Raw genomic sequence first — 22,839 nt, forward strand, 5'->3', positions numbered from 1 at the left:
CGACTCTCCCGAATTTTTACTTTGTACCGAATATACGGTCACCTGCATCACCGACACCGGGAACGATGTAGTGATCCTCATTAAGTCCCTCATCCATAACGCCTGTGTAGATCTCAACGTCCGGATGTGCCTCTCTGACTGCATCTACGCCTTCAGGTGAACAGATAATGCACATGAACTTGATGTGCTTTACGCCGAGTTTCTTCATCTCGTCGATAGCTGCCTTTGCTGAACGTCCTGTTGCAAGCATCGGATCAACGATGATAACATCACGCTCTGAAATATCGTCAGGCATCTTTGAGTAGTACATTACAGGTGAATGAGTCTGCGGATCGCGGAAAAGACCGATGTGACCTATCTTTGCAGCAGGTACAAGAGCAGTTACGCCGTCAACCATTCCGAGTCCTGCACGGAGTATCGGAACGAAAGCGAGCTTTCTGCCTGAGATTATCTTTGTCTTTGCAACAGCGATAGGAGTCTCTATCTCAATTTCCTTAAGCGGAAGATCTCGTGTAGCTTCATAGCAGATGAACATTGCTATCTCTGAAACAAGCTCTCTGAACTCCTTTGTACCTGTGTTTTTATCTCTTAAAAGTGAAATTTTGTGCTGTACCAGCGGATGATCGATTATATGTAAATTATTCATAGTAAGCAGCTCCTTTCAATTATTGTATTCGTTTTTTTCGATACAGTAGCAGACTTCACCTTCGGATACTTTCCCCTCACGAACAAAGCGCTGTACTGTATCGGTGATATGCATTTGTGATTTTTCAAGCACTCTTCCCGACTTTCCGTTAGCCGCCCTGTGATAGGCTTCGAGACGTGTGAATTCGGTGGAACTGAAAGTACAGCGGATAACTGCGGAAAGCGCTTCGCCTGCGTAACCGTGTCCCCAGAAACTTTTGCCTATACAGTATTCTATCTCGGCGGTCGAGCAGTCCTCCCACACCTTGCAGAAGGCTATCTGTCCGATGTTTTCACCGCTGTCCTTTGCGATGATCGCCCAGCGGTAACGGGACTTCGGACTTTCAGGATCAGTATACATCCTTAAAAGCTCCGATACCTGCGTAATATCGGTGCAGACAGGTTCACCGTACTCGTTCTGTATATCAGGATCGCCTGCCCAGTTTCTGAGCATATCCTCAGCATCCTTCTCCTCAAATGGACGAAGCAGCAGTCTTTCAGTCTCTATGACCTGATTTCCGGCGTCTCTCATTCCTTGTTCTCGATAGCGGTTATAAGGTCCAGACGTCTCTGATGACGTCCGCCCTCAAATGAAGTAGTCAGGAATATCTCAGCAAGCTCTATGGCAAGTCCCTGACCGAGTGTACGTGCGCCCATGCACATAACATTTGCGTCATTGTGAAGACGGGTAAAGCGTGTAGAGAAGGAATCACTGCAGAGTGCAGCACGAATTCCCTTGAACTTATTTGCAGCAATGGACATTCCTATGCCTGTACCGCAGATAAGTATACCTTTTTCGCAGTGTCCTGCAAGTATCTCATTGCAGAGCGAAGCGGCAACGTCGGGATAGTCGCAGGGCTCTCCGTCGGTACCCATATCCATGAACTCGAATCCCTGAAGGGAAAGAGCTTCGATGATCGCTTTTTTCATTTCCACGCCAGCGTGGTCGCATCCGATAGCTATCATAATAATTACTCCTATCTTATTTTATGATCACTGCCTTAAGGCAGGTCTGCATTACGTCGCCGCTAATAATGGTCAGTTGTTCTTCTGTTTTTCCTCAAAGTCCTTTTCGGCTTTCACTTTCTGAAGATAAGACACCTCCAGTTCGTCCGCAGAAACGAACTCCTTTGAAACTGCCGCAAGACAAACTCCGCAGGCATTCTGTAGACGTCCCTGCGGCGGAGCTATAATGAATCTCGGTGAACGGTAGTCCGTAAAGAAATCCGCAGCACCGTCACCGCAGAGCAGTACATCGGTCCCGTTGAATGCAAGGAACTCCGCAAGCTCATCGCGGTTCATCATTTTTTCTTCAAAAAGGGGTTCAATCCAGTATCCGTCACTCTTGTAAGCACAGGTGTAGACGATATCTCCCCTCGCCTTCATAACGGCACAGATAGTGCCGCGGAAGGAAAGATTGCTGCATGCAAGTCCCTCCAGAGTAGAAACTCCGCAGCATTTGCAGTCCAGAGCAAATGACATTGCCTTAACCGCTGCTGCACCTATTCGCAGTCCCGTATATGAACCGGGACCGTTGGCTACAGCTATTCCTCCGATGTCCTTAAGTGTAAGTCCCGACTGCTCAACAAGTGACTTTACCATAGGCATTATCACCTGTGAGTGAGTCTTTTGTGTATAGAGCGTTTCCGAAGCAAGGAATACCTCCTTATCGGTGTCGAAAATGGCAGCAGAAGCTGTTTTACCCGAAGTATCTATGCCCATCAGGAGCATCTGCCACACCTCCCTCTATAGTGATATCTCTTTCGTTTTCAGAAACTGGTTCGATAGTTACCCATATCGTATTTTTTGGCAGGAATTCGGTTATATTCTCGGACCACTCTATAACTGCCGCATTGTTCTCGAAATCGTAGTCGAAGAAGCCTGTTGACTCCAGACCTTCCTCCCCTATTATGCGGTACATATCAAAGTGGTAGAGGTTCATATCCTCGCCGCGGTACTCGTTGACTATAGCGAACGTAGGCGAGCACACTTCAGAGCGTATGCCCATACCTGCGGCAAGTCCCGTAGTGAAGGCTGTCTTGCCTGCCCCGAGTCCTCCCCTGAAGGCGATCATGTCGCCTTTTTTTATTGTCTTCCCGAGCTTTTCGCCTATTGCGACTGTCTCCTCACGGGAAGCAGAATGAAGCTTTATCATATCAGAAAAGTCCTGTTATATTGCCGTTGATATCGCAGTCGATATTAAGAGCGGAAGGAGCCTTCGGAAGTCCCGGCATTGTAAGAATATCGCCTGTGTATATTACAACGAAGCCTGCGCCTGCGGAAACTCTTGCATCACGTACCGTGATGTTGAATCCCTTCGGCTTTCCGAGAAGTGCAGGATTATCAGAAAGTGAATACTGTGTCTTTGCAACACATATAGGCAGGTCACGGAATCCGATGCTTTCGATCTCCTTTATTGCCTTTTCAGCCTGTGCAGTATAGTTTACGCCGTCAGCACGGTAAATCTCCTTTGCAACACGCTCAACCTTGTCCTTTATGGAGAGCTCTGTGCCGTAGAGCGGACGGAATCTTTCGTCGTTATCAGCAGTAAGCTCGATAGTCTCGCATACCTTTTCAGCAAGGTCCTTACCGCCTTCGCCGCCCTTTGCGAACACCTCGCACATCGATACCTCAACGCCCATTTCAGCACAGAAGTTCTTTACGAAGCTTATCTCAGCCTCTGTGTCGGACTCGAAACGGTTTATAGCTACAACTACGGGAACATGGTACTTATGCATGTTCTCGATGTGAGTCTGAAGGTTCACGATACCCTTTTCAAGTGCCCACATATTCTCCTTTGCGAGGTCCTCCTTCGGAACTCGTCCGTTGTACTTAAGAGCACGGATAGTTGCAACGAGAACGACACATGCAGGAGTAAGACCTGCTGCACGGCACTTGATGTCGAAGAACTTCTCTGCGCCGAGGTCCGAACCGAAGCCAGCCTCTGTTATGCAGTAGTCGCCGAGTTTAAGAGCGAGCTTTGTAGCACGTACCGAGTTGCATCCGTGAGCGATATTTGCGAAAGGTCCGCCGTGGATGAATGCAGGATTGTTTTCAAGTGTCTGTACGAGATTAGGCTTGAGAGCGTCCTTAAGGAGAGCGGTCATAGCGCCTGTACAGCCGAGCTGCTCAGCGAATACAGGGTTGCCGTCCATATCGTATGCAACGAGGATGTTGCCGAGACGCTTTTTCAGGTCAGCAAGATCTGTAGCAAGACAAAGAATAGCCATTACCTCTGAAGCAACAGTGATATTGAAGCCGTCCTCACGTGGAACACCGTTAGGCTTTCCGCCGAGTCCGACAACAACGTTTCTGAGTGCTCTGTCGTTCATATCAAGACAGCGCTTGAAAAGAATACGGCGCTGGTCAATGCGGAGCTGATTGCCCTGCTGTAAATGGTTATCCAGCATAGCGCAGAGCAGATTGTTTGCAGCTGTTATTGCATGCATATCTCCCGTAAAGTGGAGGTTTATGTCTTCCATTGGTACTACCTGAGCGTAACCGCCGCCTGCTGCACCACCCTTGATGCCGAATACAGGTCCGAGTGAAGGTTCACGGAGTGCAAGCACAGCCTTTTTACCTATCTTGCCCATAGCCTCGGCGAGTCCGACGCTGACGGTAGTCTTTCCCTCGCCTGCAGGAGTAGGATTGATCGCTGTAACGAGTATCAGCTTACCGTCCTCACGGAAAGCAAGTCCTGAATAAAGGCTTTCTGAGAGCTTTGCCTTGTAGTGTCCGTAGGGTTCAAGGTACTCCTCATTTATTCCGAGGTCTGAAGCAATCTCGGTTATTTTCTTCATTTTCGCGTTCTGAGCTATCTCTATATCTGAAAGCATTGGTCTACCTCCATTAAAATTTGATACTTTAGATTCTATTATATTATAGAATAAGCGTTTCCGAACAACGTTCGGGGCAATAACCGCCTGATGGAGGTTATTGAGTACACATTAATTATAGCATGCAATACATCAAAATGCAATAGTTTAATACTATTTTCTCAATAGCTTTATCGTCTTTTGAGCATGCTTGTGCAGAACTCCCGATAAATGACATAAAAGGATGCTTCATAATACATTCACAGAAATATTATACAATAATTGCGGATTATAATTGACTTATATAGTCAGATATGATATAATCATTATATAAAAAGACTCCCACAAAAGGAGAAATGGTGAAAAAAATGAAAGACAGGATCGGGATCATTGTCATAGTGCTGTCCTGTATTGTGTTTTTCGGAGTTTTCGCCGCCTCATACTATATACGTAATTATTCTGATATAAAAACAGATATAACATTCACCTCCGCCCCTGATCCTACATCCGACCAAACGGCGGCTCAGAGCTCCGGGAAATCGACAAGAGCAACTGTCCGGACGACTTCAGCAGCGGTTCCTACCACTGCTGTCACAGATGCGGTCAGTGTCACCTCACAGGAAGTCACTATGCCATACTATATTGATATAAATTCCGCCGACCGCAATGAACTTATGTCCCTTGAAGGCATTGGCGAAGTGCTTGCGGACGCTATTATCGGATACAGGGAACAGAACGGCGGTTTCAGCAACATCGAGGAGATAATGAATGTCAGCGGTATAGGCGAAGGAATATTCGCAGCTGTATCAGAACGCATCTACGTCCCTGATTCGCATTACGAAACTGATGTCGATGAAGATACGGAGATCTTAACAGAGTACACTGAATCGGAAGAAGTGTATGAAGTCGAAGATACGACTTCCGCACCTCTCCTTACGCTGGAGGACTGCGTCCCCATAGACATCAATACTGCTGATAAGGAACTGCTTATGCTGCTTCCCGATGTGGATGATAATGTTGCCGAAGAGATAATACAGCTTCGCGAACGGCTTGGAAGATTCAACAATTCATACGAACTTCTCTTCCTTGAAAGTCTCAGCCGTGCACAGGTTGCGGAGATAACAAAATACGTGACCGTCGGAGACACAGCCGACTCTTCCACTCACGGTTGATATCATATACATCACGGTACTATTTGCCGCATCTGACAAATACGGCATTCAGTAATAAAATCAGTGTGCCCACTGTCAAAGGATCACATCGATCTCTGCGGACACACCTCATGAAAGGATCGAAAATAATGGCAAGAAACAAATATGCGCTTTGCTGTGCGCTAAGACACATCTTTTTCAACGATTTTGGTCTTGAAAAGACCTTCATTCTCAGCGATCTTCTCGCACTTACCGCTTACTATTCCGATGACGATACTCCCCCTGAGATAATCTCGAATCAGAAAAAGCTCCATCTTTGGCTGACAAAAACAGAGCTCATCAAAAAACTTGAAAAGGAACAGGGAGATGCAGTTATCGACAACCTTATGCGCGAACTGGACCTTATCAATGTTAACGGTATGATGCAGTATGTTAAGGGCAAGGCTCTTGAAGCAGGTGACCTTGCTATGGAACATATCAAAGGTGATAACACCAAATGGTAAAAATCAGTCCATAACAGCACTGACTGCGCTTTTAACGCAGTCAGTTTTTTATCTGCAAAAATAAAAATGCGGCTCAGAAAACTGAACCGCAAAACCTTATGCGCATTTTATGCGCTGGTGCCGCTGACCGGACTTGAACCGGTACGATATTGCTACCGAGGGATTTTAAGTCCCTTGTGTCTGCCAATTCCACCACAGCGGCAATCGACTTTAATATTATACCACATACGAATAAATTTGTCAAGAAAAAAATAAAATATTTTTTATTTTCCCTGTATGCAAGGCATATCGGTCACCTTGACATTATTACAACAATTGGGTATAATATTAACAAGCAGTCAGTCTGCAATAAAACAGAGGAGTGTTGAAAATGAATACTGATAAAAGAAAAGTCGTACTGATCGGAACAGGTATGGTTGGAATGAGCTTTGCTTATGCACTTGTCAACCAGGGCGGAATATGCAACGAACTCGTACTGATAGACGTAAACAAAGAAAGAGCTATGGGCGAAGCTATGGACCTTAATCACGGACTCGCATTCGCTAAATCAAACATGAGGATATATGCAGGCGACTATCATGACTGCAAGGACGCTGATATTATCGTTATCGCCGCAGGTGTGGCACAGAAAGAGGGAGAGACTCGTCTTGACCTTCTCCAGCGCAACACAGAAGTATTCCGTTCAATAATCACTCCTGTTGTTAAATCAGGCTTTGACGGTATTTTCCTCGTTGCAACAAATCCCGTTGATATCATGACTCGTGTAACTTACGAGTTATCACGTTTCGGCGCATCAAGAGTAATAGGTACAGGTACATCACTTGATACTGCAAGACTCCGTTATCTGCTTGGCGATTACTTTACAGTTGATCCGAAGAATATCCATGCATACGTTATGGGTGAACACGGCGACAGCGAATTCGTACCGCTTTCACAGGTAATGTTCGCAACAAAGCCCGTTTCAAGCATACTCGAGGATGATTCAAACGAGTACTGTCTCGGCGATATGGAGAAGATAGAGGAACAGGTACGCACCGCTGCATACAAGATCATTGAAGCTAAAAGAGCTACTTACTACGGCATCGGTATGGCTATCACAAGAATAGTCAAGGCTATTCTCGGCGATGAGAACAGCGTTCTCACGGTATCGGCAAAGCTCTGCGGAGAATACAACAGCAAGAACGTATTCATCGGTGTTCCGTGCATAATCGGCAGAAACGGTATCAAGGAGATAGTTGAGCTTTCTCTCACTGACAAGGAAATGGAGAAGTTCTACGCTTCACGCGATGTACTTGAAGAAAACTTCAACGGAATAAACCTCTGATCTTCTCTGCAATAAATCCACCAATTCTTCAAATTGTGAGTTGATAACAATATGTTGATTTGTTATAATTATTTTAGAGAATATGAAGTGGTTTTATTGCGATCTGCACTCAGAGTATAACTCTGTTCGCAATGTATAACTGCGATTATGCTGTTTTTGGATAGCGGACAGCGCAGACTCTCAATGTATTCCATGCTATCCGAACTATGTAAGAGGGCAAATCAGAAAAAATAGTTGTATTCTCTGGGGATACAGCTATTTTTTTATCATTTCTTGCTGAATGGTCAATTATTGCTATTTCAAAATATAATTAACAAGCTAAAAACAGCTTAAATTAATGAAAAATCGGTGCATTTGCATAAAAAGGCTCATCTTTATTCATTTGTTTTACTAAAAATATCATCGGCATATTGAATAAATCCGAATGTTGATGTATAATTATGGTGACTAATAGTATATGTGTCTGTACCGAACGGAAGGGAGGCGCTCACTGAATATCCATTATTTATTGAACGTGCAGAGCAGTTTTTCTGTATCTGTATCCGTTTGTACGGACTAATATAAAAATTTATGATAATTGCGTTATTATAACGCGGAGGGAGGACTTTTTAAAATGAAACACAGACTATCCAGAGTCACAGCCGCTCTCCTTTCGGGAGCTATGCTGTGTGGAGCTGTACCGTATCTCAGTGCATCAGCTGATGATACTATCTTCCACAGCTCCTTTGAATCGGGTACTGACGGCTGGAAAGGCAGAGGGGCCGCTACAGCAGAGATCATTTCCGGTTCATTTGTCGCAGGTCAACAGTCACTTGCTTGTTCTGGCAGAACTTCTTCATGGAATGGTGTTGCAAAGGAACTCAGTACCGACGATTTCGTCCCCGGTACAGCTTACAGCTTCAGCGTTTATGTTATGCCGCGCTCATCTTCAACAGAGGAAGTAAAGCTCACCTTAGAGTATTCCGACGGCTCGACCGCACACTACGACAACGTCGCAACTGCTTCAGGCTCGGCTGAATGGGTACACCTTTCCAACACGAACTACACTATCCCGTCAGATGCTACAAGCCTGATCCTTTATGTTGAAACAACAGAGTCAACCGTCGATTTCTACATCGACGAGGCTGCAGCAGCTCCTGCAGGTACGGCACTCAGCTCGGAAACAACTATGCCGCAAGGTATTCGCAGTATCCCGGGCGATGTCAACGCTGACGACAGAGTTAACGCTTTCGACCTTGTCGGTATGCGAAGCATCCTTACAGGCTCAGCAAACGGATTTGACACTTTAGCAGCAGATATTGATGAGGACGGTGAGGTACAGATGAACGATGCAGTTCAGCTCGCTGAATTCCTCAGCGGAAAGATAAAGGCATTTACAGTTGTAGAAAGGCCTCAGCCTCCTACACAGCCGCCAACAGAGCCTCCTACGACTCCGCCGCCAAGTGCTGAAAATAAGTGGGATACATATCAGGAGACAGCTTCTTCACAGAATATCGATTTCTATAAGAGCGCTATCAAGCATATGGGCAATACCTACAGACTCGACAAGAAACTCGAAGGAGCTGAAAACGGCGATCCTCTCACTATCGCTTACCTCGGCGGTTCTATAACCGAGGGCAAGAACTACACCACACCTTTCTCGAAATATGTACAGCAGACATTCGCTAAGGGAAGCTTCAAGGAAGTTAATGCAGGTCTTTCAGGTACATCTTCAGTTGTCGGACTCGTCCGCAGTGAACAGGAGATCGTATCACAGAACCCTGATATCATATTCCTCGAATTCTCTGTAAACGACCATGAGGATATCATGTATAAGAAGTGCTTCGAGAGCTGCATCAAGAAGTTCCTCGACCTGCCTAACGAGCCTGCTGTTATTGTACTTATAACCCGTGCTAAGGGCGGATTCTCAAGTCAGGCACAGATGTATCCTATCGGCAAGAACTTCGATATTCCTGTTATCAGTATGGATGACGCACTTACAAAGGCATTCAACAGCGGATTCCTCAGTCCTAACGACTACTATACCGACGAATATCATCCGCATCAGAAGGGCGGTCAGCTCATCGCTGATTGTCTGGGCTACTTCTTCCGTCAGGCTATGAAGAGCGAGAACCGTTCAAGCTCTTATGAGCTTCCTTCAAAGGCAGTATACGGCATGGAATATGCTAACTGCGTAGGCGTAAATCCAAAGGACCTCGACAGCTTCAATGCAGGTTCATGGAGTTCAGGTATGGGTTACAACGGAAACAAGGCGCTCAACTACTCATACAGCATCAACGGCGGCGGTAATCCTATGACCTTCAAGACCGAAGGCAAGGGACTTATCATCGTATTCAAGGCCAATGCTTCGGGTATGGGCAGCATCAATGTTACTGTAAACGGCAAGACCACTAAGGTCAACGGAAACAAGCAGTATACATGGGGCGGTCCTGACGCAGAGCTCGGCTACTATCAGGATACAACAGGTCCGATGGACGTTTCTATCAGCGGAAGCGGAAGCTTCACTATCTGGGACATCGGTCTCATAAAGTAATAAACCACAACACAAAGGGGAGGACGATGTCCTCCCCTGTTTTTGTATCTATGATTACAAAACGCTCATTTTATTCTCTGCCGCTGAATGTCATGCCCCACTGCTGACGGCACTTGTCCATAAGTCCGAGTATCTCAGCTGTATCAGAGTGTGTTACAAGCGGACTTTCCTTAAGTTCCTCACGGAGACAGCGATGCACCTCGCGTATCTCGTACTCGTAACCGTTCACCTCAACAGGGATATGGCTGGTTTCAAGAAGAACAGCATTCCTGTCGTACAGTTCGGTAGTCTCAGTGCAGTGGAACCAGTTTCCGAAGGTTATGAAGCCTTCGGTACCCGAGATAATAGCATTGTTTTTCAGCTGGAGCTCGAATCCCGAGTCCATAGTCGCAAAAACGCCGTCCTTATATCGCATGGTAATGTGGTTGCTCAGGTCAATGCCGTCGCATCCCATATTTGCTTCAGTTATCAGTTCGTCGGGCATACCGAGAACAGAATGTGCAAGAGTAACGGGATAAACTCCGAGGTCAAGAAGCGCACCTCCGCCGCAGTCGTTGCGGAAGAGTCGGCTCTCGGGAGAGAACGGGATGTAGTTGCTGAAATCCGCCTTTATGTAGCGGACATCTCCTATACGTCCCTGTTTTATCCACTCCATCGCCTTAAGGTATGTGGGACGGCATTTCATCCACATTGCCTCCATGAAGAAGAGTCCCGTTTCCTTCACACATGCAAGCATCTCTTCAAATTCACGGGTATTAAGGGCAACGGTCTTTTCACAGAGTACGTTAATGCCGTTCTTAAGGCAAAGAAGCGTATCACTGTAATGCGATGACATGGGAGTTGCGATGTATACAACGTCCGCACCGCTCTGTTCAGCCAGTTCCCTGTAGCTTCCGTAAGACTGCCTGAATCCGTACTTTTCTGCGAATTTCTCAGCTTTTTCCTTTGTTCGAGAAGCAACTGCCCAAAGCTCGGCATCGGGATCTGCAGCAAGAGCATCAGTAAAGGTATGAGCGATGTTGCCTGTACCTATAACAGCCCATTTGATTTTTTCCATTTCTGCACCTCATTTCATTATTATCGTACGGTGCTCCCGTCCGTATCATCAGTTCGGGTATTCCGACTTAAGGTAATCCGAAAGCATCTGCGGTATGTACTGGTAGTGATGTGAGTCATACAGCTCGTATTTGTAATCAGCGCCGTGTTCTTCAAGACGGTCCTTCAGTTTTTCGAGTCCCTGAAGTGTGCTGTCCTGACCATTGTATCTGTCGGCATAATCAGGATCCTCCTGACTGCCTCCGCAGAGAAATACCTTTTTATTAAGCTTTTCATTTCTCATGAAATAGCCATAATCCTTCAGATCTCTGTTAATGGTAACATTTTCATAGTTATCATCTTTATTGATACCCCAGAAAGCCGGACTTCCGATTATGTACCTGCCGAATGGCTGATTTTCATACTCATCCGATTTAAACAGCGCATAGTGAGTAAACACACCGCCGTCCGAATGGCCGTAAAGGGTAGAATTTGCGTAGTCGATATTATAATTCTCGCCAAGATAAGGCATTAGATTATCCGTAACAAATTCCAGCATCTGCTGCTTTCTAAGGACAAGGTCATCATAACGCATAACGCCGCCTTCATATGGGAAATTATAGCTGTACCACAGGCTTACCAGTATAACAGGAGCTGCCTCGCCGTTCTCCATAAGCTTTCTCAGCTCGGGAACATTTCCGAAACGCCATATGCCGTCCGTAAGGAAGAATACGGGATAGGACCTGCTTGCATCATATTCGGGAGGGAGTGTCACATGTACCACGAAATCCCTGCAAAGTTCCTCATCGTAAATATCTATCTCGTCAACATAGTCCTTGATAGCTTCAACTGCTTCGCGGTCATACTCCCATTCCTTACGGTAGAAGCCATTTTCGGAAACACTTGAATACAGTAAATCGTTATTAAAAATATCACGTGCCGCCTCTTCATCTAACTTTTCATACTCGCCTGTTTTCAGCGCATCTGCTGCAAGCTGGAAATGAAGGATATCCTGTTCGGTCTGAGCATCTGAATAGCCTTTATCTTTATCGACCTTGCGGATATACTCTATATACTCATCAATATTTTCAAATTCGTTATCTTCAACAACAGGCTCTCCTTCCTCAGCTGTAATTACCTCTGTATACTTGAAATAACCGCCATCGTAATCCGGAGCGGAATAAGGAATATAATGCTGTACATCTTTGCCGTCAACAATAAACAAGAAAGGATAATCATATCCGTCCTTTCCGCTTTTCTCTATTTCTTCCATAAACTCACTTGACTGTTTAAACTCCTCTTCCGACAACTCATCTTTATGTTCTTCGAGCGACTTTTTCATCTCTTCCAGACTGATCGTATGGAAAGCTATCTGAACCTTATGCTCTGAAGGCTCCGATCCTGTTGTTTCTTCAGGTTCGTCCAGAAGAGTCAGCTCATGTTTAGACACCTTTGAACGCTCGGTCTCAGTCATTTTATTTGTGAGAATTATGGGCTCGGCTGTTTCAGTTACTGTAACTTCACTCGAAACGTTTTCTAACTTAAATACATTTTTACATCCACATGAAGTGATTAATAAAGATGATACCAGAATAAGTGAAACGAATTTTTTCATATTTTACCCCTTTTTGTGCGTGAATATGTGTGAATAATCGGAATGTGATTTAAGCCTTAGCTACAACTACACCGCCTGTTTTCCATATACTGCGTGAAGGTACTACTCCCCTTACACAGCTTGTGGGATAGATATTCGACTCTCTGCCGATAACAGTACCGGGATTCAGTACGCTGTTGCAGCCGACCTCAACGAAATCACCGAGCATTGCACCGATCTTCTTTATGCCTGTCTCTATCTTCTCATCTCCCGACTTGATAACTACGTTGGTCTTGTCGGACTTAACATTCGATGTTATCGAACCTGCACCCATATGGGACTTGTATCCCAGTATACTGTCGCCTACGTAGTTGTAATGCGGAGTCTGTACATTATCGAAAAGGATAACGTTTTTCAGCTCAACGGAGTTGCCTACAACGCATCCCTTTCCGACAAGAGCGCTTCCCCTTATGAATGCACAGTGGCGGACTTCCGTTTCAGCTCCGATAATACAAGGCGCTCCGAGGTATGCACTTGGGAATACCTTTGCAGTCTTGTGTACCCATACATTCTCCGATGGATTATCATACTCATCGGGACTGAGTGTCTTGCCGAGTGCGATTATCATGTCGCTTATGCCCTTAAGAGCCTCCCACGGATATGTGAAACCTTTAAGATAATCGGCAGCCATTGTATGTTCAAGATCATAAAGTTCGTTTATGGTTACATTATTCATTTTGTTTTTCTCCTTTATTTAAAGTACTATTATTATAGGGAATTTACTCATTCCGAACAAATTTTGTGGCAATAATCGCCAAAAGGCAGTTATTGAGCACACATTATATTATAATATTTCATACTATAATTGTCAAGAATATACAGATAATAAATAAATTTCCGAAATTACTTTACATTTGAACAGTTTTGTGGTAGAATACTACTGAAATATGTTGAACGGAAGTGATAAATTGTCCGGTATAAAAGAAAAGGCAATGTCAATGCTGCCAGCTGTTATAACTGTTTCTGCTCTGCTCACACTGGGCGGAGTTTCTCATGCTGTAGCGACCGCTGACTCTGCGGAAAGAACACTGCCTGCTGCCGAAGCCGCAGTCGAATGCGTTACAACTACCACAGCTGCATCGACTACTGCTTCAACCACTACTTCAAAAACTACAACTACTTCAACAACTGCTGTTACCACTTCAACGACCGAGCAGACTACTTCTACAGAAACTGTTCCTGCAACCGAGGCTCCTACTGCTGCACCAACTACAGCGGCAGCTGCAGAAGCTGCAACAGAATCTCCTACAGAAGCGGAGCATCCCGTTTATTCCTTCGATTACACCTCCGCAGGAGTATCGCCCAACAGCAGCTATTATCAGGACAGAATAGTTATTTTCGGTGATTCTATAGGCTACGGCTTCAACGCTTATGGCTATGTCCCCTTCGAGCATAATCTCGCAAAAGAGAATGTGGGAGTCTGGAATTTAGGTAATTTCACCTTCGATAAGGGCGGCGGTGAAATGAGCATGATAGATAATGTGGGATACGTTGATCCTGCACTTATATACATATCTCTCGGAATGAACGACGTGAACGGCTTCTCTGTAAGCGGTTTTGCCGCAGACTACAGAAGCATTGTCGACAGTATACTTGAAAAGGTACCCGATACAACTGTTGTTGTGGGAGCCATCACTCCCGTTTCCGAAAGCTGCGGATTCGTAAGCAACGATGTTATACGCGAATACAACTCCGCACTTGAAAACATGGTAAGCGAGATAAATTCGCCGCAGGTACTCTTCTTCGATGCCTATACCGTTCTTGCAGATCCTTATACTCTTGCACTTCCTGCAGAGCGTTCGGGCGGTGACGGCATTCATCTCGGAAGCGGATCTTACAGTGACCTTTTCACTGTATTATTCAGCTATCTTGATACTACTTCCGCAGCAGATCAGATAGCCAAACACGACGGATATTGATAATATCAATATATAATGAATAGGGAGGAAATTGAAAATGAGCAAATCCAAATACGACAAGGAACTCGAAAAGGCTTACAAAGACCTGAAAAGCTTTGAAGCCGAAAAAAACAGGGACAGGAACGACCTGCTGGCATTTTTCTGCGGACTTCTCGCATTCGGTGCAGGACTCTTTATGATCCTTCAGAATGTTGACGTCACAAGCAACTGGGGTGTTGCAGGCGGCGGTTACTTCTTCCGCCTCGGTTCGTTCTCACTGCCGAACGGTCTCATAATGCTGCCGATAATAGTCGGTATCGCAATGCTGTTCCTTATGGACAGAAAGATATTCGGCTGGATCGTTCTTTCGCTTGGTATCGTTATACTGCTGATAAGTATAATATCAAGTGTTCATCTTAGGTGGAGAACATCAAATGCCTATGTATTCCTCGTTATGTTTGCACTTGTTGCAGCAGGCGCAGGAACAATGCTGAGAGTTCTTTTCAGAAAGCCATAACGAAGCAATATATAATACAGATATTTAAAGCCATAGTATTTTCTGATATTCCGTCAGAGATACTATGGCTTTTCTGTTGACATCTGAGCATCGGCATGTTATAATATTGACTAATATTAAACCGATTTCAAAGGAGGTCCTTCAAATGAATGAGTTATGTATGATAATAAAAGATATGGTAAAACCGAATTTTCTAAATATCAGAACCTCTCTCCGCACCTATGACAGAAATGCGATCTGCTGCGGCGCACCATGCTGGAGATGGGCATATCACGCGATACATTCAGCCGATAAATGGTTTATTAATCCCTGCGTATACGATGAACCTCCGTTCCACGAAGAAGGACTTGACAATCCCGATAAGCCTGCTTCTGTTGTCCTGTCCGATGAGCAGCTTCTTGATTACCTTGACAGAGTCGAGCAGAAAACCTACGCATATCTTGATTCTCTCACAGACAAAATGCTGTATGAATGTCCCGAAAACTGTGAGCACACGAGAATGGAGCTTGTTCTCAGACAATTCCGTCATATCTCGTTCCATACAGGTATGCTTAACGGACAGACTGCTCTTGCAACAGGTAAATTCCCGATGTGGGTATCTCAGGCTGATAAATACGTTGATGACGGTATCCTTTTCGGAAGATACAGAAAGGGACAAGTGACAAAATAAACTATGGTGCTCAGAATTTCACAATAAAAAGATAAAACAGTCTGTACTTAATGAAGCACAGACTGTTTTTTGTTTGTCTTAAAGCGAGGTGGTATATTTTAATTACTTCTTAACGTTGAAAGCGTTCATCTGAGGATAAACTGCTGAGTTTCCGAGCTCTTCCTCAATACGGAGAAGCTGGTTGTACTTAGCTACACGCTCTGATCTTGATGGAGCACCTGTCTTGATCTGGCATGTGTTGAGTGCAACTGCAAGGTCAGCAATTGTTGTATCAGCTGTCTCACCTGAACGGTGTGATGAAATTGCTGTATAACCAGCCTTATGAGCCATCTTGATAGCCTCGAGAGTCTCTGATACAGAACCGATCTGATTGAGCTTGATAAGGATTGAGTTACCTGCACCAAGTGAGATACCCTTGCTGAGTCTCTCTGTGTTTGTAACAAAGAGATCGTCGCCGACCAGCTGTACCTTGTGACCGATCTGCTTTGTCATCTTCTGCCAGCCTTCCCAGTCCTCTTCGTCGAGACCGTCCTCAATGGAGATGATAGGATACTTGTCAACAAGTGACTCCCAGTGAGCGATAAGCTCGTCGGAAGTGAACTCCTTGCCGCTCTTTGGCTGCTTGTAGAAGCCCTTGCCCTTTTCGCTCTTCCACTCTGATGAAGCAGCGTCCATAGCGATCATGAAGTCCTTACCTGGCTCGAAGCCTGCTGCCTTTATAGCCTCGAGGATCTTCTCGATAGCTTCTTCATCGCTTGTAAGCTTGTTAGGAGCAAAGCCGCCCTCGTCGCCTACAGCTGTAACGTCGCCCATGTCCTTGATAAGCTTCTTAAGTGTGTGGAATACTTCTGCACACCATCTGAGAGCTTCCTTGAATGAAGGAGCGCCTACAGGCATGATCATGAATTCCTGTGTATCAACTGCACTGTCAGCATGTGCGCCGCCGTTGAGAATGTTCATCATCGGAACAGGAAGCTTTGTGCCCTGGATTCCGCCGAGGAATCTGTAAAGCGGGATACCGATTGCAGTTGCAGCAGCTCTTGCAGCAGCGATAGAAACTGCGAGTATTGCATTTGCACCGAGGTTTGACTTGTCCTTTGTACCGTCAGCCTCGATCATTGCCTTATCTACAGCGTAGATATCAGAAGCATCCATACCTGTGAGTACTTCGTTGATAGTGCCGTTGATGTTAGCAACAGCCTTCTGAACGCCCTTGCCGAGGTAACGTGACTTGTCGCCGTCGCGGAGCTCGAGAGCTTCAAACTCACCTGTTGAAGCGCCGCTTGGAGCAGTACCTCTGCCAACTACACCGCCGCAGAGATAAACTTCTGCTTCAACTGTAGGATTGCCGCGTGAATCCATTATTTCTCTGCCGATAACTTTTTCAATTTTTAAACAACTCATAAATGATCTCCATTCTGCTGCTTAGTGGAGAGCAGCGTATATTTATTACACAAGACCTGCTTGTGATAATATGCTTTGCAGGCTCATACCTCAAGGCGCCCCGAGAGGTGTTAGATCTTTGTATGCTGAAAAGAAAGGAGCCTGCATGATTTATTCTCTTAGTTAGATATTCCTAACCTATTTAATAATATCACCTTTCTCTATTATTGTCAATGGAGAAACCACTTAATCCAAATTTGTTTGTATAAGATAACAAATATATTAAAACGTTAGTATAGTAAAACTATATGATTCTTCTAATCCGCAGAATAGCAAAATTCACGTACTGTACGGATTACTACATACAAATTTTGCCCCCGGGCATTTCAGTCAATTGCTCGGGGGCACTTCATTTTATACGTCCGCTAAGGTAAATCAATAATTATCTGCTCTTTTGCTTTTCAGCAATTCTATGAATGAACTCCGCCAACTGATTGCAACGAAGCATTGGTGAGCCGTGACCTCCGTCAACACAGATCATTTCCTTGTCGGGAGCATTCACTGTTTCATAATAATCGGCAGCGACTTCTACCATATTGCTTACACCGTGATCCTTACTGCCCTCGATAAGATAAAACGGCATTTCATATTCTGTCCGCTGACTGATTGGAATCTGTGAACAGATTCCGTCACCGTAGATATCTCCGCCAAGCAGCACTTCTTCAATATATTTGTCATAATCGGACGTACCCATAAGCAGACGATACTCCTCCGCAAGCGTACAATAGGGATTGAAGAATATTGCCTTATACATATTCTCATCTGAAACACTGAATATATTGTCGGAATAGGAATACGCCGAGTATGCCAGCTTCAGGTATGTATCCTCCTGCGCCCTCAGCCCCTTTTCCGGATCAAATTTCTCCGCAGCAGCGTGGATTTCAGGATCATCTGTTGATTGCTCAAGCATATACTCCTTAAATCTCTGTCGGCTGAGTGATTCATCAACCACAAGACTTGACACAATCAAAGCGTCATACTTATTCGGATAGTCAAGTGCGAGATTCGCAGCGAAAAGTGAACCCCACGAGTGTCCGTAGAGTGTGATCTTATCTTTATGCAGATAATCACAAAGATAATCCGTCATTGCTTTTCCATCTGAGATCATAAGCTCTGCCGTTATAGGCTTTTCTTCCTTATAGTCAGGATAATTATGACCGCATCCACGCTGATCCCATTCAACCACTGTATAATCTGCACTCAATTTGCGGAAAATGCTCCAATCCAGTCCAACTGTCGGATAACATGGTCCACCGTGCAGATACAAGAGAACAGGGTTATCCTTATCCTGCCCATAGATGCTGATCCATTGCTTTGTACCATTGATATCGACATACATCGTTTCGTTGATACCGCCGTCAGGCGTTCTTTTATAGTACAGCTTTCCGACACAACGAACGATCAGAAGAATGATAATAAGACCAAGAATGACGATCCCGATCCATTTTAATATCTTTAGCATCGTTTTAAGTATCTTTTTCATAGTAAATACCCGTAATTTCCGATTTTTGTTAGTAACAATTATAGCATAACATTCATGTACTGTCAATAAAAAAGCCATAGCACTTCTGTCCACAAATCAGAAATACTATGGCTTAAACTATATCAAATAATCCTGTGATAAGTTCACTTTTTCTTTGCCTTTGGAGTTGTTTCAGCTTTCTCCGAAGGTTCGGCTTCTTCTGCTTTTACTTCCTCTGAATCAGGTTCTGATACTGCTGTTTCTTCAGTGACCTCTGCTTCGGTATCTTCGGGTGAAGCTTCTTCCGCCTCTTCATTTACTGCTTCGGAAGCTGTTTCTTCAACAACGGTATTTGCGCCGCATATAGCATCAAGTTTGCGGAAGGGTTTCATCACCTTATCGGGAAGCCTGTCAAACAGCGCTACAGCGCCATAGCCTGCAAAGCCTGTCATCATGATGAAATACGGTACAGCGTACTGTGATTTCGCTTCACCGAGAAGATGATACAGGATTCCGCCGAGTATTATCAGAGGGAAGAATACCGCAAGGAAGTTCCTGTCCCTGATAAGCATGAATACTCCCACAAGCACCATAACAAATATGAACTGTGCATAGATATCCATGTATCTCTTTGACTTCTGCTCTCCTTTGAACAGCGCCCACTCAGCAGGCTGTGTCCTGTCTCCGTAAAGCACACGGACTTTACAGTTCCACAAACTCTGATATGTGGTCTCGTTCCACTGTGAAACGAACTTTGTATAGAAAAAGTCATTTGCAAACTGCGGATTCTCAAGGAAATAATCAACGTGTTCCTTTATGTTCTTCTTTGAAGCCTCAGCAGCGGCGTCCGCATCAAAGCCGTGTTCCTCGAAATTTGCAACTGTCGGGTAATAATTATACCATCCTGGTGCGTTGTCCGCAACACACATGCCCATATCGAACCACGATACGAAGGGTACACTGTCGCCAAGATCAACTCCTGCACGTTTTTCGTACATTCCCTTTATAAGCGGAGATATTGAAACACCTGCGAAACATGCCGCAGCAATGCAGATCACGTTCGGGATGATGCGTTTCTTACTGAACATCGTTACGAAGAGAACTGCGCATAACGCAACAAGTACTATCAGGTTGTTGGACTTTATCATAACCGCTATTACAAGCGAGCATACGGTCAGAAGTCCGTAAATCACCATTGGAACTGTCTTTTCTGACTTAAGGAACTTCACTGCGAAGTAAACTGTCCAGATAGAAAAGCACGAACCGGGGATAAGTCCGTAAACGAAGCTGCATGTTATCATCGGAGCTGTACTGAACAGCAGTATGAAGCCTGTGATGCGGCTTATGCGTTTGTCTCCGAAAACGGTATTGTTGAAAAGCAAAAGTCCCATATAACCGAATGCAAGCAGGAATACGTTAACGTAGCTGATATATATCAGCTTGTCGCCTGCCCCAAGCATATCCGCAATACGGATTATTATCTCATTGAAGAAAACGTAGCCGAGCTGGAATGAGTAATTATAGAAATATCGGTCGCCGTTGGTAAGGCAGACATAAACATCTTTAGCAAAGTCGTATGAAGCCGCCTGCACCCTGTAAGAATCCTCACTCGGAGCGTTCTGTGCGCTGTGTACCCAGATACAACCGAGTACAACAGTCCAGATGAAAACGAATCCCATAATGACGGGCAAAGGTACCTTTTTCAGAAGCGGCATCACTGTGAAGCATACTGCCGCCGCAATGATGAACCAGATGATGTTGAAAAGGAAATTGTCATTGTAGTACACTAATGCTTCGAGACTTATTCCCTTGTGATAAAGTGCATTGTTAACTGCGTTGCTCTCGTCGATTATCTCCATACCTGTCGTATGAAGGAACGCTGACAGAGTAAGTATCAGCATTATGAATGTCATTATCACTCCGATAAGCGAAGCGGCAATGGCAGTAAAATTATTTTCACGTATGATATGTCTCTTAGGTGCTGTATCCATTATTGACCTCCGTTATCAATACAGGGAATTAGGATTCTTAAATACCTTTATCCTGCCCTGGCAGTCATCAACTTCTGTGATCCCGTATTTCTCAAAGTACGGGAATATAGCGTTGTAAAGGTCGGAAGAAGTCGGGATAACGAAGTAGTCGTACCTGTCAACATCGATAATGGTCATTTCTTCCTGATTGAGGTCATTGAAGTCGAAGATATATGCTTCATCACGGTCAGCCATATGAGGAAGGAGGAAGTTGTCGCCGCCTACTGAAGCCTCTTCAGGAATTCTGTCGAGCATTTCTTCAAGTGCGTCGAAGTAGTCCTTTTCACGCTTATGTGACTCGTATGTTCCGATGTTGTGTGAGAAAAGTCCGAGGGACATGAGTATTCCTGCACAACCGAGAAGTACAGGGACATCCTGCTGTTTCTTTCTTCCCATATCGTCCAGATTTATGATGGACATGTAGATAAGCGGACAAATAGGTCCGTAGATGTACTGGAAACCGATATTTGATGCGTATCCGTAGTTTGCACCGATAACCATATTCATTATAACCCACGGCAGCATAAGCAGGAATCTGTTGACCTTCTTTGTAAAGAAAGGCATGAACAGCAGCGGAAGCATACACTCCATGAAGAACTGTAATGTAGTATCGTGAAGAAGTGTACTGAAGAAGTATGCAGGATCTGCAAGAACGTTCTTTACTACCTCACCGAGACCAGCATCCTGATGTATGAGGAGATGACCGAAACGTGAAGAAGTCATCATATTTCCGTCGCCGTGCTTCATGAGCCAGTTTGTTATAGTTACCATGTAGATACCGCTGAGAACGGCGATGATAAGGCAGTTGAATCGCTTCTTTTCGCCTTTTTCGCGGAAGAACATGTACATTACTATGCATATAACGTAAAGAGGAGCATCCTCCTTTACAATGCAGACGAGTACCGAGAATATATAAAGCGGTATATATTTCTTTGCATCAACTGCCCAGAGAAGCCACATAAGGAGTGTAGGAAGAAATGCGTTCTCGTGGAACTCATAGTAGTTCGGTCCGATAAGTCCGCAGCAGAATACATATGCGAAGCTCATGAATATGAGTGAAGCGCCCTTGAGGTTGTGACGTCTGCATATGAGGAACATCGGGATGAAACCGCCCATCGCAAGAACTGCCTGAGATACGAGAAGTGTTGTCTCCGACGGGAAGAGCTTGTATATCGGTACAAGCAGGTAGAATATATAGGATGAGTGGACTTTGAAGTGTGTAAGGAATTTGTCACGCTCAAGAGTAGTTACAGCAGTGAGATTCTTTCCGAGTGAGTGGTACATCTGAACGAAAATACCGAAATCAAAAGAAGAAGAACCGAAGTTCTTGTGTCGGCATACTGTTGTTACCGCTACAAAAGCACACACCGCTGTTGCAGCAGCAGTTACTATGACGAAACTCAGCCACGTCGGTATCTTGCCGAATATCTTTTTCCTTCGCAATTTTCCAAGCAGATAATAGATGAATATGAGACAGATTATCGCATTGCCCATAGAGAATATGGAGTGATTGAGCCTCCACATATATTCGATTCCGAAGAACATTACTCCGCCAATCGAAAGGGCAGGTGCAAGCTTCTTCAGATTCTTTGGCACAAAGTAGTAAATAGCGGTGAGGAGCACGAATATCAGTCCCACGAACAGCATAGTCTTTGGAAGGCTGACATTATCCACAAACTCCTTCCAGTTGACTATAGGGTAGATCGAACGTTTTTTCAGTACATGAAGGTTTACGGCAGACATGCTGAAAAAAGCAGTGATAAAGTGGACCAGCATCATATCTGGGATGCCTGCACGTTTTCCGAAAGAACCGGCTTTCTTCCTGATCGCCGTCCACAGCTCAGCAAGTCCGGGACCTTCGTCCTCTTCAGTCTTTTTTTCGGGAACAGCAGCAGCCTCGGCTGTTTCCGGCTCAGCCTTCACAGTTTCCTCAGCCTTATCAGCAGATACTGCTTCTTCTGCAGCGATCTCTGCGGCATCAGCAACTATTTCCTTCGCAGCAGACTCAGCTTTTTCCGCAGCAGTATTTACCGCTTTCTCAGAAGCAGGCTTACTGCTTTTATGTCGTTTGCTCATTATCATATCCTCCTGAAACAAGGCTGTAAAACAGCCGATACTTA

The 22,839-nt window shown here is 44.9% G+C and carries 20 protein-coding genes and 1 tRNA gene; 7 read left to right on the forward strand and 14 right to left on the reverse strand.

Features of this window, described 5'->3' with window-relative positions:
* Window positions 1–16: 16 nt before the first annotated feature.
* The 6 genes from upp to BT127_RS12355 all read right to left on the reverse strand — a co-directional run bounded on the left by upp (window position 17) and on the right by BT127_RS12355 (window position 4,520).
* Window positions 17–646, reverse strand: coding sequence for a uracil phosphoribosyltransferase (upp, locus tag BT127_RS12330; RefSeq protein ID WP_075425292.1), 630 nt, complete (start codon window positions 644–646; stop codon window positions 17–19).
* Window positions 647–661: 15 nt separating this feature from the next.
* Complete coding sequence (locus tag BT127_RS12335) at window positions 662–1,216, reverse strand: GNAT family N-acetyltransferase (protein WP_075425293.1); 555 nt, start codon at window positions 1,214–1,216, stop codon at window positions 662–664.
* Entirely contained in the window at window positions 1,213–1,650 is a 438-nt protein-coding gene (rpiB, locus tag BT127_RS12340) for a ribose 5-phosphate isomerase B (protein WP_075425294.1), read from the reverse strand. Before rpiB ends, BT127_RS12335 begins: the two co-directional genes overlap by 4 nt.
* A gap of 72 nt (window positions 1,651–1,722) precedes the next feature.
* Complete coding sequence (tsaB, locus tag BT127_RS12345) at window positions 1,723–2,415, reverse strand: tRNA (adenosine(37)-N6)-threonylcarbamoyltransferase complex dimerization subunit type 1 TsaB (protein WP_075425295.1); 693 nt, start codon at window positions 2,413–2,415, stop codon at window positions 1,723–1,725.
* Window positions 2,384–2,839, reverse strand: a complete 456-nt coding sequence (gene tsaE, locus BT127_RS12350) for a tRNA (adenosine(37)-N6)-threonylcarbamoyltransferase complex ATPase subunit type 1 TsaE (RefSeq protein ID WP_075425296.1) — start codon at window positions 2,837–2,839, stop codon at window positions 2,384–2,386. The genes tsaB and tsaE overlap by 32 nt, the downstream gene beginning before the upstream one ends.
* Window position 2,840: 1 nt before the next feature.
* The gene (locus tag BT127_RS12355) at window positions 2,841–4,520 is read right to left on the reverse strand and encodes a formate--tetrahydrofolate ligase (RefSeq protein WP_075425297.1); all 1,680 of its coding nucleotides are present in this window, start codon (window positions 4,518–4,520) and stop codon (window positions 2,841–2,843) included.
* 347 nt (window positions 4,521–4,867) lie between these two features.
* Here BT127_RS12355 and BT127_RS12360 point away from each other — a divergent pair, with 347 nt between their 5' ends.
* Window positions 4,868–5,671: a ComEA family DNA-binding protein gene (locus BT127_RS12360; RefSeq protein WP_075425298.1), complete on the forward strand. Its 804-nt coding sequence runs from the start codon at window positions 4,868–4,870 to the stop codon at window positions 5,669–5,671.
* Between the two features lie 128 nt (window positions 5,672–5,799).
* Window positions 5,800–6,153, forward strand: coding sequence for a hypothetical protein (locus tag BT127_RS12365; protein ID WP_075425299.1), 354 nt, complete (start codon window positions 5,800–5,802; stop codon window positions 6,151–6,153).
* A 115-nt stretch (window positions 6,154–6,268) separates the two neighbouring features.
* Here the strand turns inward: BT127_RS12365 and BT127_RS12370 are convergent.
* Window positions 6,269–6,355, reverse strand: a tRNA-Leu gene (locus BT127_RS12370).
* Window positions 6,356–6,523: 168 nt separating this feature from the next.
* Here BT127_RS12370 and BT127_RS12375 point away from each other — a divergent pair.
* A complete protein-coding gene (locus BT127_RS12375) occupies window positions 6,524–7,477 on the forward strand; it encodes an L-lactate dehydrogenase (protein ID WP_075425300.1) in 954 nt (317 codons plus the stop codon).
* 613 nt (window positions 7,478–8,090) lie between these two features.
* On the forward strand, window positions 8,091–10,010 hold the full coding sequence (locus tag BT127_RS12380) for a carbohydrate binding domain-containing protein (RefSeq protein ID WP_075425301.1): 1,920 nt from the start codon (window positions 8,091–8,093) through the stop codon (window positions 10,008–10,010).
* 70 nt (window positions 10,011–10,080) lie between these two features.
* Here BT127_RS12380 and BT127_RS12385 read toward each other — a convergent pair whose 3' ends face one another.
* The 3 genes from BT127_RS12385 to BT127_RS12395 are packed head-to-tail and all read right to left on the reverse strand — an operon-like array spanning window position 10,081 to window position 13,375.
* Complete coding sequence (locus tag BT127_RS12385; protein WP_075425302.1) at window positions 10,081–11,067, reverse strand: Gfo/Idh/MocA family protein; 987 nt, start codon at window positions 11,065–11,067, stop codon at window positions 10,081–10,083.
* A gap of 48 nt (window positions 11,068–11,115) precedes the next feature.
* Window positions 11,116–12,660, reverse strand: a complete 1,545-nt coding sequence (locus BT127_RS12390; RefSeq protein WP_075425303.1) for an alpha/beta hydrolase — start codon at window positions 12,658–12,660, stop codon at window positions 11,116–11,118.
* Window positions 12,661–12,709: 49 nt separating this feature from the next.
* On the reverse strand, window positions 12,710–13,375 hold the full coding sequence (locus BT127_RS12395; protein WP_075425304.1) for an acyltransferase: 666 nt from the start codon (window positions 13,373–13,375) through the stop codon (window positions 12,710–12,712).
* A gap of 232 nt (window positions 13,376–13,607) precedes the next feature.
* On the opposite strand from BT127_RS12395, the gene BT127_RS12400 reads away from it, so the two are divergent.
* The 3 genes from BT127_RS12400 to BT127_RS12410 all read left to right on the forward strand — a co-directional run bounded on the left by BT127_RS12400 (window position 13,608) and on the right by BT127_RS12410 (window position 15,784).
* A complete protein-coding gene (locus BT127_RS12400; RefSeq protein WP_075425305.1) occupies window positions 13,608–14,618 on the forward strand; it encodes an SGNH/GDSL hydrolase family protein in 1,011 nt (336 codons plus the stop codon).
* A 37-nt stretch (window positions 14,619–14,655) separates the two neighbouring features.
* Window positions 14,656–15,114 (forward strand): hypothetical protein, encoded by a 459-nt coding sequence (locus BT127_RS12405; protein ID WP_075425306.1) that lies wholly within the window; start codon window positions 14,656–14,658, stop codon window positions 15,112–15,114.
* A 145-nt stretch (window positions 15,115–15,259) separates the two neighbouring features.
* Window positions 15,260–15,784, forward strand: a complete 525-nt coding sequence (locus BT127_RS12410; RefSeq protein ID WP_075425307.1) for a hypothetical protein — start codon at window positions 15,260–15,262, stop codon at window positions 15,782–15,784.
* 102 nt (window positions 15,785–15,886) lie between these two features.
* Here the strand turns inward: BT127_RS12410 and eno are convergent, their stop codons facing one another.
* The 4 genes from eno to BT127_RS12430 all read right to left on the reverse strand — a co-directional run bounded on the left by eno (window position 15,887) and on the right by BT127_RS12430 (window position 22,795).
* Entirely contained in the window at window positions 15,887–17,188 is a 1,302-nt protein-coding gene (gene eno / locus BT127_RS12415) for a phosphopyruvate hydratase (RefSeq protein WP_075425308.1), read from the reverse strand.
* A 421-nt stretch (window positions 17,189–17,609) separates the two neighbouring features.
* Window positions 17,610–18,710, reverse strand: a complete 1,101-nt coding sequence (locus BT127_RS12420) for an alpha/beta fold hydrolase (RefSeq protein WP_075425309.1) — start codon at window positions 18,708–18,710, stop codon at window positions 17,610–17,612.
* A 143-nt stretch (window positions 18,711–18,853) separates the two neighbouring features.
* Window positions 18,854–20,680 (reverse strand): hypothetical protein, encoded by a 1,827-nt coding sequence (locus BT127_RS12425; RefSeq protein ID WP_075425310.1) that lies wholly within the window; start codon window positions 20,678–20,680, stop codon window positions 18,854–18,856.
* Window positions 20,681–20,695: 15 nt separating this feature from the next.
* Complete coding sequence (locus BT127_RS12430; protein ID WP_075425311.1) at window positions 20,696–22,795, reverse strand: DUF2079 domain-containing protein; 2,100 nt, start codon at window positions 22,793–22,795, stop codon at window positions 20,696–20,698.
* Between the last annotated feature and the right edge of the window lie 44 nt (window positions 22,796–22,839).

This window comes from Ruminococcus sp. XPD3002, assembly GCA_900119535.1.
Lineage (GTDB): Bacteria > Bacillota > Clostridia > Oscillospirales > Ruminococcaceae > Ruminococcus > Ruminococcus flavefaciens_H.